At 58.9% G+C, this 12,440-nt stretch carries 9 protein-coding genes; 4 read left to right on the top strand and 5 right to left on the bottom strand.

Features of this window, described 5'->3' with window-relative positions; genetic code table 11:
- Positions 1 to 253: 253 nt before the first annotated feature.
- On the bottom strand, positions 254 to 835 hold the full coding sequence (locus ELE36_RS01915; protein ID WP_129831489.1) for an adenylate kinase: 582 nt from the start codon (positions 833 to 835) through the stop codon (positions 254 to 256).
- A 165-nt stretch (positions 836 to 1,000) separates the two neighbouring features.
- Between ELE36_RS01915 and ELE36_RS01910 the strand changes: the two genes are divergently transcribed.
- From ELE36_RS01910 to ELE36_RS01900, 3 genes are all read left to right on the top strand, one after another.
- Positions 1,001 to 2,275 (top strand): 6-phosphofructokinase, encoded by a 1,275-nt coding sequence (locus tag ELE36_RS01910; protein WP_129831488.1) that lies wholly within the window; start codon positions 1,001 to 1,003, stop codon positions 2,273 to 2,275.
- A gap of 180 nt (positions 2,276 to 2,455) precedes the next feature.
- The gene (locus tag ELE36_RS01905) at positions 2,456 to 4,483 is read left to right on the top strand and encodes a sodium-translocating pyrophosphatase (RefSeq protein ID WP_129831487.1); all 2,028 of its coding nucleotides are present in this window, start codon (positions 2,456 to 2,458) and stop codon (positions 4,481 to 4,483) included.
- A gap of 142 nt (positions 4,484 to 4,625) precedes the next feature.
- A complete protein-coding gene (locus ELE36_RS01900) occupies positions 4,626 to 5,942 on the top strand; it encodes a thioredoxin family protein (RefSeq protein ID WP_165371430.1) in 1,317 nt (438 codons plus the stop codon).
- 50 nt (positions 5,943 to 5,992) lie between these two features.
- On the opposite strand, the gene ELE36_RS01895 is transcribed toward ELE36_RS01900, so the two are convergent.
- A complete protein-coding gene (locus ELE36_RS01895; RefSeq protein ID WP_129831485.1) occupies positions 5,993 to 6,679 on the bottom strand; it encodes a CPBP family intramembrane glutamic endopeptidase in 687 nt (228 codons plus the stop codon).
- A gap of 310 nt (positions 6,680 to 6,989) precedes the next feature.
- Here ELE36_RS01895 and ppa point away from each other — a divergent pair, with 310 nt between their 5' ends.
- Positions 6,990 to 7,538, top strand: a complete 549-nt coding sequence (gene ppa / locus ELE36_RS01890) for an inorganic diphosphatase (RefSeq protein WP_129831484.1) — start codon at positions 6,990 to 6,992, stop codon at positions 7,536 to 7,538.
- A gap of 87 nt (positions 7,539 to 7,625) precedes the next feature.
- Here ppa and ELE36_RS01885 read toward each other — a convergent pair whose 3' ends face one another.
- The 3 genes from ELE36_RS01885 to thiC form a co-directional block, all read right to left on the bottom strand.
- Positions 7,626 to 9,320, bottom strand: a complete 1,695-nt coding sequence (locus tag ELE36_RS01885) for an ArnT family glycosyltransferase (RefSeq protein ID WP_129831483.1) — start codon at positions 9,318 to 9,320, stop codon at positions 7,626 to 7,628.
- A 39-nt stretch (positions 9,321 to 9,359) separates the two neighbouring features.
- Positions 9,360 to 10,415, bottom strand: coding sequence for a DUF2333 family protein (locus ELE36_RS01880; RefSeq protein ID WP_129831482.1), 1,056 nt, complete (start codon positions 10,413 to 10,415; stop codon positions 9,360 to 9,362).
- Between the two features lie 89 nt (positions 10,416 to 10,504).
- Positions 10,505 to 12,385, bottom strand: a complete 1,881-nt coding sequence (thiC, locus tag ELE36_RS01875) for a phosphomethylpyrimidine synthase ThiC (protein ID WP_129831481.1) — start codon at positions 12,383 to 12,385, stop codon at positions 10,505 to 10,507.
- Between the last annotated feature and the right edge of the window lie 55 nt (positions 12,386 to 12,440).

Here is a 12,440-nt window from a genome sequence, read left to right as displayed (position 1 = left end):
CGCGAGTATAGCCAGCCAACTCCTGAGCACTGTAAGCAGTGTTGAGCCGATTCGAAACCCGTAGCAGCACAACTTGGACATTCTTCCCAATCACCTTCGTTCAAGGCGCTGCCGAATACCCCTTTGCAACGCTTGCCAGATACCCTACTACCACAAGCCTGATTGATTGCAGAAGCTGAATTTGTAATGCGTCCGCAGCAAGTACAAATAGCAATAGGAGGTGTGCGTTTCTGCGACATCATGAAGATGCCAACTAAGCAATCGCAGCGCGCGGCGACCGCAACACACCGAGAATGCGCTCGAACACGACATCGAGTTCACCGACACCATCGATCACCACGAGATGACCGAGATCGGCGAAATGTTCGGCCACCGGTGCGGTTTGCTCGGCGTAGACACGCAGGCGCTCGCGCACGGTTTCGGGCTTGTCGTCGGCACGGCCCTCGGCCTTGTAACGGATTTCGCAGCGACCGACGATGACTTCGTTTGGCACATCGAGCTTGACCGCGACATCGAGCGGCTGGCCAATCCGCGCGAGCAGATCTTCCAGCGCCTGGCACTGCGCGAGGTTGCGCGGATAACCGTCGAGAATGAAGCCGTTGCCGACATCCGGCTGCGCCAGACGTTCTTCGAGCATGCACAGCACCAGATCGTTGGAAACCAGCTGTCCGGCGTCCATCACGGCCTTGGCCTTGAGGCCCAACGGGGTGCCGGCTTTGACGGCGGCGCGCAACAGATCACCGGTGGAGATATGGGCCAGGCCGAGTTCGGCCTTGAGCTTTACCGCCTGGGTACCCTTGCCCGAGCCGGGCGCGCCAAGTAGGACGATACGCATGCATTCCTTCTTTGTATTTCATGGTGCGAACGCTGCCGCGACAGGATGGAATCTGGCACGATAGCGCAGGCAAAAGTCCGCTTTTATTTCAATCGCGTTGCTAACCTAGCGGCTGCGACACGGATAGTCAAACCAACCACCGATTATACGATGAGGATAAGGCTGATGAGCAAAGGCAACCTGTTGTACGCGCAATCCGGCGGCGTCACGGCGGTGATCAATACCACCGCCTGCGCAGTGATCGAGACCGCGCGCAAGCACAAAGCGCAGATCGGGCGCGTCTATGCGGCACGCAACGGCATCCTCGGCGTGCTGCGCGAGGAGCTGATCGATACCGGCCTGGAAGATAAAAAAGCTATCGCCGCGCTGCGCCACACGCCGGGCGGCGCGTTTGGCTCGTGCCGCTACAAGCTCAAGTCGATCGAGGAAAGCCGCGCGCAATACGAACGCCTGATCGCGGTGTTCAAGGCGCACAACATTCGTTATTTCCTCTACAACGGCGGCAACGATTCGGCCGATACCGCGCTGAAGATTTCGCAAATCGGCGCGGCGATGAATTATCCGATCGCCTGCATCGGCGTGCCGAAAACTGTCGATAACGATCTCCCGGTCACCGATTGCTCACCGGGCTTCGGCTCGGTCGCCAAGTACACGGCGATCTCGATGCGCGAGGCGGCGCTCGACGTGGCCTCGATGTGTTCGTCCTCCACCAAGGTGTTTGTGATGGAAGTGATGGGCCGGCATGCCGGCTGGATCGCCGCCGCCGCGGGCCTGGCTGCGCGCAAGCCCGGTGACGCGCCGCACATCATCCTGTTTCCCGAAGTGCCGTTCGATGAAGAAGCGTTTTTGCGCAAGGTCAAGGAAACGGTCGAGCGTTATGGCTATTGTTGTGTCGCGGTGTCCGAAGGCGTGAAGCAGCGCAACGGGCAGTTTCTGTCGGAAGTCGGCACAGTGGATGCGTTCGGCCACAGCCAGCTCGGTGGCGTCGGGCCGCTGATCGCGCAGCTGGTACACGCCAAACTCGGCTACAAATTTCATTGGGCGGTAGCCGATTATCTGCAACGTTCGGCGCGCCATATCGCCAGCAAGGTCGATGCCGAACACGCCTATGCGGTTGGCAAGGCGGCGGTCGAATTTGCGCTGGCGGGACAGAACGCGGTGATGCCCGTGATCACGCGGGTGGCGGATGAACCGTATCGCTGGATCGTCGAATCCGCACCACTCGACAAGATCGCGAACCGCGAGAAAAAACTGCCGCGACGATTCCTCACCAAGGACGGTTTCGGCATCACGCCGAGCGCGCGGGCGTATCTCGAACCGCTGATCCGCGGCGAGGATTATCCGCCGTACGACAAAGCCACCGGCCTGCCGAAATACGCCGAACTCGACAACAAGTTGATCCGCAAAAAGCTGCCGGCATATATCGTCGACAAGAAATAAACCGCCGCCGGTTTCAGCCGTCGTTGCGTCGCGAATCATCCGGCGCAACGTTTTTTTAGGCGGACGCTAGCCGCTGCAACGGCGCGCTCGCTATACTCGACGGGCTTTTGCCTATCTTGAAGCTAGCGCGGGCGCTGCCCGACGCTGCCTGACAACTGAAAATCCTTGGGAGAGAGATCAATGTTGCAACAATACGGTATGTGGATCGCGCTGGCCTGCGCGGTTCTGGCGTTGTTATACGGCGGCTGGTCGGTACGCTGGATCCTGGCGAAATCGCCGGGCAATGCACGCATGCAGGAAATCGCCGCAGCAATTCAGGAAGGCGCTAACGCGTACCTGAATCGCCAATATTCGACGATCAGCGTGGTCGGCGTGATCCTGTTTATTGCGATCGGTTTTGCGCTGGACTGGCCGAGCGCGATCGGTTTTGCGATCGGCGCGATCCTGTCGGGCCTGACCGGCTACATCGGCATGTACATTTCGGTGCGCGCCAACGTGCGCACCGCGCAAGCCGCCAGCGAAGGCATCAACGCCGCGCTCGCCGTGGCATTCCGTGGTGGCTCGATCACCGGCATGCTCGTGGTCGGCCTCGGCCTGCTCGGCGTGGCCGGTTATTACATGGTGCTGCAACACTTTGGCCAGACTCAGGAACAAGCGCTGCATTCGTTGATCGGCCTGGCCTTCGGTTCATCGCTGATCTCGATCTTCGCGCGTCTCGGCGGTGGCATCTTCACCAAGGGTGCCGACGTCGGTGCCGATCTGGTCGGCAAGGTTGAAGCCGGTATTCCCGAGGATGACCCGCGCAATCCCGCGGTGATCGCCGACAATGTCGGTGACAACGTCGGCGATTGCGCCGGCATGGCGGCCGACTTATTTGAAACGTATGCGGTGACTTTGATCGCGACGATGTTGCTCGGCGGCGTGATGGCGGTGGAAGCGGGTGTCAACGCGATCCTGTATCCGCTCGTGCTCGGCGGCGCGTCGATCGTGGCATCGATCATCGGCACGTTTTTCGTCAAGGCCAAGCCCGGCGGCAAGATCATGAACGCGCTTTACGCCGGCGTGATCGTGTCGGCGGTGATCGCGGCAATCGCGTTTTATCCGATCACCACGCAGCTCATGGCCAACACCAAATACGGCGCACTGAATATTTATTTCTGCACGCTGATTGGCCTGGTCTTGACCGGCGCGATGGTGGTGATCACCGAGTATTACACCGCAACCGAATACGGCCCGGTGCAGCACGTCGCCAAGGCGTCCACAACCGGTCACGCGACCAACATCATCGCTGGTATCGGTATCTCGATGAAGTCCACCGCATTGCCGGTGCTCGCAGTTTGTGCGTCGATCTGGGGTGCGAATTATTTCGCCGGCCTGTACGGCATCGCGATCGCCGCCACGGCGATGTTGTCGATGACCGGCATGATCGTCGCGCTCGATGCGTACGGCCCGATCACCGACAACGCCGGTGGCATTGCCGAGATGGCCGGCTTGCCGGAGTCGATCCGCGCGATCACCGATCCGCTCGATGCGGTCGGCAACACCACCAAGGCAGTGACCAAGGGTTACGCGATCGGCTCCGCCGGCCTCGCCGCACTCGTGCTGTTTGCGGACTACACGCACAAGCTAAGTGCGCAGCATCCGGGACAGATTTTCACCTTCGATCTGTCGGATCACATGGTCATCATCGGCCTGTTTATCGGCGGCCTGATTCCGTATCTGTTTGCCTCAATGGCGATGGAAGCGGTGGGTCGCGCGGCAAGCTCCGTGGTTGAAGAAGTACGTCGCCAGTTCCGCGAAATTCCGGGCATTATGGCCGGCACCGCCAAGCCGGATTATTCGCGCGCGGTCGACATGCTGACCAAGTCGGCAATCAAGGAAATGTTGATTCCGTCCTTGTTGCCGGTGTTCGTGCCGATCGTCATCGGTTTCCTGCTCGGGCCAAAGGCACTCGGTGGTTTGCTGGTCGGCACCATCGTCACCGGCCTGTTTGTCGCGATCTCGATGACCACCGGCGGCGGTGCATGGGATAACGCCAAGAAGTACATCGAAGACGGCCATCACGGCGGCAAGGGTTCGGATGCGCACAAGGCCGCCGTCACCGGTGATACCGTGGGCGATCCGTACAAGGACACCGCCGGCCCGGCAATCAATCCGCTGATCAAGATCATCAACATCGTCGCGTTGTTGCTGATTCCGCTGCTGTAAAACTCATGCCTCAGCGCTATTGCGCGAAGTGTGTTGAACGTTTTGTCGAAGCCCCGCCTCGTGCGGGGCTTCTTCGTTATCGCGACAGGAAATCGCTATGATGATGCAACGATCTCACGCTTTATTTGCCACTGGAAAACCCATGAAGAATTTATGGCGATTGCTTGTTGCCACACTGGCCGGCGCGCTGCTTGTCAGTTCGCTGCAGGCCGCTGAATCAGCGCATCCGACCTCGGTCGATGCCGCGCTGGAGAAAGCGAAACAGGCGCACGCGCCGGTGTTGATCGATTTTTCCGCGCCGTGGTGTTACTCGTGTTATTACATGGCAACCCACGTTTTGAACGGCCCGGAATGGTTGGCGGTCGAGGCAAAAACCGTGGTTGCCGAAATCGATGCCGATTCGCCGGACGGCGCGGCGTGGATGAAAAAACTCGAAGTGAAAGCACTGCCGATGTATGTCGTGCTCGACGAAAAAGGCAACGAGCTCGGTCGTATTGTTGCCGAACAGCCGCGCGAGAAATTCTATCCGCAGCTCAACAAGATTCTGGCAGCTGGCAACACGCTTGATCAGCTGAAACAGAAAGCACTGGGCGGATCGACCGACGCGACCGCGACCGTGCTCGGCTCGTATCAGGCCCGCGGACAAGGCAAGGAAGGGCTCGACTGGTTCGCCAGTCTGCCGGAAAAATCACGCGCAGTGGCGAACAAGAATACCGTTGTTACGCTATGGCTCGATCGCCTGAAGTTGCTGAACGCGCTGACCGCAAAAGATCAACCTACCGCGATGGCGAGCGCGCAACGTGTGCTGGCGGGCGACATCGGTTGCGATCGTCCATACGTGATCGATTCGCTGCTCGAAGCGAGCGAAAAACTTCCCGCGGCAGAACGCAGCAAACTGCTACATCCGCAGAAAGTAGCGATGGATCGTTTCCTCGACCAGCAAGTTTTCATCAATACCCCAACGTGCGCCGATCAGCGCAGCGCGGTGATTTCCACGGCCGATGTCGACGCGGCACTTGGCGACACGACTGCCGAATCCGCGGTGCTTGATCGTGCGATAGACGCCACGCGGCAACGCCTTGGCAATGATTTCAGCCACGATCGCAATCTCGCCGACAACTTGCGCGTGTATCTGGTGCGCGCCAAACGCAATGACGAACTCGACGCGCTGTATCCGAAACTGATCGCGGCGTATCCCGATGATTACGTGTATCCGTATCGCTACGGTCGCAGCCTGTTCGAGCGCGGCAATGCCGCCGCCGCGTTGCCCTTGCTCGAACAAGCCGCCGACAAAGCCTATGGACAGAATCGCCTCACGGTTGCGACGTTTCGCGTGAAGGCGCTGAAAGCCTTGAAGCGCCAGGCCGATGCTGAAAAAGTCGTGAGCGAAGTACTCGAACAAAACGGCCAGTGGTTTCCCGAACAGGTTGCCGCGCTGAAAACTGCGTTGAAATCCTGAGACATAGCCGCACGAACATCTATCAGATCGAATCAACTAACGAATCGCGCTCAGCCGGTCGCAACGAGACTATCGGTGCCTGGCATCGGATCGACTGACACGGGAGATTGCGGCCACGTCCATAACAGCCAGCCCCAGAACGGCAGCGCAAAAGCCGTGACGATATAGATACCTGTGCTGGGAAATTCAAAGCACAGATCCATCCAGCCGTGCAGGGTGACGGCGATCAACACGGCCCGACTGCGATCCGTGCTCTCGCCGATCACCACGCACAAGGCGATCGTTGTAGGCACATACCAGGCCAGACGTGTAAAAAACCCGGCCTGACTCATATCCGCGAAGTTGTTGCTAAAATGCCAGACGATCCACAGCACGGCTATCAGCAGATAACGCGGCGTGCGTGCGAGCGGGCGCAGCGCATCCTGCAGAAAGCCGCGCCAGCCGAGCTCTTCGCCGAGGATATTGAATAGACTCAGCACGGCGAGCAAACCGACAAATACGTGGCTCACTTGCCCATCCTCACCGACCGGTACGCCGATGACAGCAAGCCCGAGCATCGGCAGGAAATAGAACGCAAGGCTGCGCCACAAAGCCCCGCCGACAAACGTGATCGTGCGCCGATGCGTACGGCGAAACAGGACGAAACAGGCCAGCGCGGCAAGGCCCGGTCCCCACATGATCAGCGACATCTTGAGCGGATAGGGAAAACATAGCGCCGTCCAGCTTTCGCTATGCATGTCGCGCCACCAGAAGAATGGCCACGACCAAGCGCAGGCCAGCAAATAATAGACAACCGCCGCATGCCAATTTGGCTTTGTCGCATGAACAAATGAACCGGACTTCAAGCAATGCTCCTGCTGGCGAACTGCTTGCAGAATGTGGGCAACCGCCCTGCAGCGCGAATGCCGTTGGTAATTACAAAAACAATGCTGAATAGGAGTTCGATGATTCTAGATTTTCTATTTTTGTCGCGCTGCAGCACGCGATGCATTATCCTTTTCGCCCTTTCAGGCCTGCCACGCGGGCCGCATCCACACGGAGCAAGTCATGGGTCTCGATCTGGTCAATGCCGGCAAAGACGTGCCGAACGAAATCAACGTCATCATCGAAATTCCAATGAATTCGGAACCAGTGAAGTACGAAGTGGACAAGGCCACCGGCGCGATTTTCGTCGACCGCGTGCTGACCACGGCGATGCGTTATCCGTGCAACTACGGTTACATTCCGAACACGCTTTCGGGCGATGGCGATCCGGCCGATGTGCTCGTGATCATGCCGGTGCCACTGATTGCAGGCTCGGTGATTCGCTGCCGTCCGCTCGGCATGCTCAACATGACCGACGAGGCCGGCGAAGATGCCAAGCTCGTGGTCGTGCCAATCAGCAAGGTGTTCGGCGGCTACAGCAAGTTCAACAATGTGACCGATGTACCCGAGCACACGCTTGAACGCATCGCGCATTTTTTCGAGCACTACAAGGATCTCGAAAAAGGCAAATGGGTCAAGGTGCAAGGCTGGCTCGGCGCCGAAGAAGCCAAGCGCGAAATCGTCGAGTCAGTGGAACGTTACGAGAACGCGCCGGAAAAACCGCGCTTCTAATATCCTGCTGAAACGCTGATCTCGGCGTCGCACTCACGCGGGATTCCGACATCAGCGAATGACTTGATTCGCTCGGCGATCACACAGTTATTGCGTATCGTCATCATCCTTGTCATCCATTGGATTGGCTGGCGCTTTTTCAGCGACGTGCGCGGCGAGCATGTCGGATGCGCGCCAGATCCAGATGTGGCCGAAGCGATAATCCTGAACATAGAACGGTGCCACCGGTATCGGGTATTTGCCGTTGAAGGTCATCAGCAAACCATCGGGATGCGCAATGCACCACTCGTGTACTTGCGCAAATGTGATGCTCGGCAGGGGCGTGGTCAGGCGCCCGGCAAACTCGAACAAACCGTGATGCCAGCCGATATTTGCGATCGGCTGGCCACGATCCTGCGCGGCGCGTATCTGCGCGGCAGCATCGGTCACGTCGAGCTCTTTGCGTAGCGCCTGGCTCTGCGCCAGCATCAACGCCAGCACCGCCGCTGACGCGCAAATCGCCAAGGTCCGCGGCTCGCGATCAGCACTTCGGCGCAGCAACAAAAATCCGCCTATCAGAAGGATGCAAACGCCCCACAACGGCCATAGTCCGGCCACCGCATCGACTTCCGAACTGTTGATGCCGAGACGATTGAACAAGGACAGCGCGGATGCAAACTGAGCCGGATTCGCCGCGGTCAACGCCAAAGTCAGCAGCGCGATGCCGAGGATCAGCAGCAGCGCGCCGAATAATCTTCCGCGCACTCTAGCTGCGGGCGACTCGAAAACCAACGCGAGAATCAGCGCGACGCCCGGCATGATCGGCAACAAATAATGCGGTTGTTTGCCGCTGACGAAGCAGAACGCGATAAACGTCGGCACACTCCACAGCAACGCAAAACGGCCTGCTTGCGACGCGCTGATCGCCGCGCGCCATGCAGCGAACGGCGCACGTAAAACCAGCGGCCACGGCAACAACATCAGCGGAAATACCATTGCGTACCACCACAGCGGACGCTGGTGCGCAAAACTATTCGCGACGCGCCCCACGGTTTGATGCAACAGAATTGCCTGCGCGTTCTGCACGCCGATATTCAGCGTCGCCGGAATCACCCACGCCAACGTGATCAGCAATCCGCCGAGCAATCCGAGCAGACCGACTGCGTACCAGCGCAGCAGGTTGGCACGCGCCGCGATACTCCAGAATGGCGCCAGCGCAAACGCAAATGCGACATCGAGAATCGCCACCGGGCCTTTGGCGAGTATGCCCAGACCGATGCCAAGCGCGATCAGCGCAACACCGCGGCGATGCCGCGCATGGTCCAGATCGAGCACGCCATGCAACGCGATCAGCACACACGTCGCGAGCAATACATCGAACATGATCGCGCTGGAGAACGTCGCGAAATAGACCATGCCGAGCAGAATCCACACCGCGCGCACGGCCAAGGTTGGCGAACCGCTCAGGCGCAGCACGAGACGATTCAGCAAAAACAAACTGGCCAGCGAACCGAGCAAAGTTATTACGCGCGCCGACCAGACATGGATACCGAAAACGCTCCAGCTCAGGTTGATCAGCCAGAACAACAGCGGCGGCTTTTCCGAATAGATCGCACCGTTCAAATGCGGCACGAGATAATTACCGCTGCTGTGCATCTCCCACGCCACCGCGAGATAGCGCGTTTCATCGATCGGCAGGGCTGGCAGCATGAACACGATCGGCAGCAACAATACCAGCCAGATCAGGCGCCAATCGGCGAGGCCGGCGAGGATTTTCGCGGCAGTCGGATTACTTATTATCATCGGAATTTATGCGTTGCATGCGGACGACGGCGCGCTGTTTCAGCCGCGATCCAGCAAGGATTTCAGGTCGATCACGGCCGCATTTGCACGCGATACATAATTCGCCATCACCAGCGAATGGTTGGCGAAAAATCCGAACGGACGGCCATTCAGGATGATCGGGCTCGACAATGATTTCTGTGATTCTTCTAGCTCGCGAATCACCTGCTTCAAGCTCACCATTGCGTGTTTGCTGACGAGGATCGGCGCGAAATCGACTTGAATCGCCTTGAGCTGTTCGAGCAAGGCCCAGGTATAACCACGCGATTCGTAGAAGATATCGTCGATCTGCGACCACGGCGTTTGCACCACCTGCGGCGCTTGCGTCGTGTTGGTGTTCAACGCGGCATTGCTCGAGCTCGCCGCCGGATCGACCGGCGCATCGCCTTCGAGTCGCAACTGACCGACGCTGGCTGACAAACGCTGCGACAAACTGCCGAGGCGATTCGATACCTGATCAAGATAATCCGCCAGGCTGTCAGCACGCGCATAAAACTGCGCACTGTTCGGATCGCCAGTGCCGAGGCGTTTCAAATAGCCGTCCAGATGGCCAATCGCCTTGCGGTACTGGCTTTCGGAACTCGGCAACAGCCAGCGATCGTTCGGACTTGAAAACAGCGGCTCGGCTTCTTTCAGATCGACATCTTCTTCGGATTGCGATTGCGAGCGCGCAAACTTGTTGCGCATCTCGCGCGACAGATCACGCGTTGCCGTGATCACGCCGAACTCCCAGTTCGGCACATTGTCCATGAACAGACCGGGCGGAAATTTGTCGTTCGACAGATAACCGCCGCGTTTGTCGAGCAAGGTTTCCGCCGAGCGCATCAAGGTGCTCGCGAGCACCGCGCCGGTAACCACATGCTGGTTTTTTTCCGCCACGCGCTGTTCGGCGACCTTGACCACATCGAATTGCGGCGGCTCGTAATCCCACCACCACATCAGCGCGAGGATCAGCAGCACATACGCGCCGATCAAGCCAAGCACGCCGCGCAAGATCCAGTTTGCGCGACGCGGCGGTGATGATGGTGAAGCGGGACGGGTATCAGCAGCATTCATGGCATGCGCTCCGGGAAGCATCACAAAGATCGCCATGATACCGCGTCGCGTCGTCGCACCGGTATGCGACGACGGCCACGGTGCGGGTGTCATTCAGGCTGGTAAATCTCCGCGCCTTGCGCACGAAACTCGCGTGACTTTTCCTGCATGCCTTTTGCAAGCGCCTCGGCATCATCGGCGACGCCGTGCTCCTTGGCGTAATCGCGCACGTCCTGGGTGATTTTCATCGAGCAGAAATGCGGCCCGCACATCGAACAGAAATGCGCGTGTTTGGCGGCATCTTTCGGCAAGGTTTCGTCGTGAAATTCCTGCGCTTTTTCGGGATCGAGGCCAAGGTTGAACTGATCCTGCCAGCGGAATTCGAAGCGCGCTTTGGACAACGCGTTGTCGCGCGCCTGCGCACCGGGATGGCCCTTGGCGAGGTCGGCGGCATGCGCCGCGATCTTGTAGGTGATGATGCCGTCGCGCACATCCTGCTTGTTCGGCAGGCCGAGGTGTTCCTTCGGCGTGACGTAGCACAACATCGCGGTGCCGAACCAGCCGATCATCGCCGCGCCGATCGCGCTGGTGATGTGATCGTAGCCGGGCGCGATGTCGGTGGTGAGCGGCCCGAGCGTGTAGAACGGCGCCTCGCCGCACTCAGCGAGCTGCTTGTCCATATTCTCCTTGATCATGTGCATCGGCACATGGCCGGGGCCTTCGATCATCACTTGCACATCGTGTTTCCACGCGACCTGGGTGAGCTCGCCGAGGGTTTCGAGTTCGGCGAATTGCGCGGCATCGTTGGCGTCCGCGATCGAGCCAGGGCGCAAGCCATCGCCCAGCGAGAACGCCACGTCGTAGGCTTTCATGATGTCGCAGATGTCTTCGAAATGCGTGTACAAAAACGATTCGCGATGATGCGCGAGACACCATTTCGCCATGATCGAACCGCCGCGCGACACGATGCCAGTCACGCGTTTTGCGGTCAGCGGGATATACGGCAAACGCACGCCGGCGTGGATGGTGAAATAGTCCACGCCCTGCTCGGCCTGCTCGATCAAGGTATCGCGGAAAATTTCCCACGTGAGTTCTTCGGCGCGACCATCGACTTTTTCCAGCGCCTGATAAATCGGCACCGTGCCGATTGGCACCGGGCTGTTGCGGATGATCCACTCGCGCGTTTCGTGGATGTTCTTGCCGGTCGACAAATCCATCACCGTGTCCGCGCCCCAGCGGATCGCCCAGACCATTTTTTCGACTTCTTCGGCGATCGAGCTCGACACCGCAGAGTTGCCGATATTGGCGTTGATCTTGACTAGGAAATTGCGGCCGATGATCATCGGTTCGCTTTCCGGGTGATTGATGTTGTTCGGGATGATCGCGCGACCGCGCGCGATTTCGCTGCGTACGAATTCCGGCGTGATGATTTTCGGAATGGCCGCGCCGAAATTCTCGCCGGCGTGTTGTTTCAGCAAGGTCGGATCTGTGATCGATTCCATGCGCTGGTTTTCACGGATCGCGATGTATTCCATTTCCGGCGTGATGATGCCGCGACGCGCGTAATGCATCTGGCTGACATTCGCACCGGATTTCGCGCGCAACGGCGTACGCGTATGCGGAAAACGCACCGCCGCAAGTTTCGGATCGATAGCGCGACGGCGACCGTAATCGGACGACAGATCAGGCAATATTTCGACATCGCCGCGCTCGCTGATCCAGCGTGAACGCAAAGCCGGCAATCCGGCAACAAGATCAACGTGATGCGCCGCATCGGTATACGGACCGGAAGTATCGTAGACGGTGAACGGCGGATTTTTTTCCGCGCCGAACAATAGCGGCGTATCGGCGAGGATCACTTCGCGCATCGGCACGCGCAGATCATCGCGACTGCCGCTCACGTGGATTTTTTGCGAACCGGGAATCGGTCGTATCACCGACGCGGACAGGGCTTCGGTTTCCAGGATCAGGGCGGAGGGCTGGGCGTTCATCGGCATCGTCTCGTCGGGAAAGGAACGAAGCAACGGGCACGCCAGAGGCTGGAAA

It is taken from the genome of Pseudolysobacter antarcticus (assembly GCF_004168365.1).
In the GTDB taxonomy this organism is placed as follows: Bacteria; Pseudomonadota; Gammaproteobacteria; order Xanthomonadales; family Rhodanobacteraceae; genus Pseudolysobacter; species Pseudolysobacter antarcticus.
The sequence above is the reverse complement of the archived record's forward strand: the minus strand, read 5'-3'. Positions and strand labels throughout refer to the sequence as shown.

What these genes read in the sequence shown, in the direction of transcription:
- ELE36_RS01915 (WP_129831489.1), bottom strand. Translation starts at nt 835, where the DNA reads ATGCGTATCGTCCTACTTGGCGCGCCCGGCTCGGGCAAGGGTACCCAG.
- ELE36_RS01910 (WP_129831488.1), top strand. Translation starts at nt 1,001, where the DNA reads ATGAGCAAAGGCAACCTGTTGTACGCGCAATCCGGCGGCGTCACGGCG.
- ELE36_RS01905 (WP_129831487.1), top strand. Translation starts at nt 2,456, where the DNA reads ATGTTGCAACAATACGGTATGTGGATCGCGCTGGCCTGCGCGGTTCTG.
- ELE36_RS01900 (WP_165371430.1), top strand. Translation starts at nt 4,626, where the DNA reads ATGAAGAATTTATGGCGATTGCTTGTTGCCACACTGGCCGGCGCGCTG.
- ELE36_RS01895 (WP_129831485.1), bottom strand. Translation starts at nt 6,679, where the DNA reads ATGCATAGCGAAAGCTGGACGGCGCTATGTTTTCCCTATCCGCTCAAG.
- ppa (WP_129831484.1), top strand. Translation starts at nt 6,990, where the DNA reads ATGGGTCTCGATCTGGTCAATGCCGGCAAAGACGTGCCGAACGAAATC.
- ELE36_RS01885 (WP_129831483.1), bottom strand. Translation starts at nt 9,320, where the DNA reads ATGATAATAAGTAATCCGACTGCCGCGAAAATCCTCGCCGGCCTCGCC.
- ELE36_RS01880 (WP_129831482.1), bottom strand. Translation starts at nt 10,415, where the DNA reads ATGAATGCTGCTGATACCCGTCCCGCTTCACCATCATCACCGCCGCGT.
- thiC (WP_129831481.1), bottom strand. Translation starts at nt 12,385, where the DNA reads ATGAACGCCCAGCCCTCCGCCCTGATCCTGGAAACCGAAGCCCTGTCC.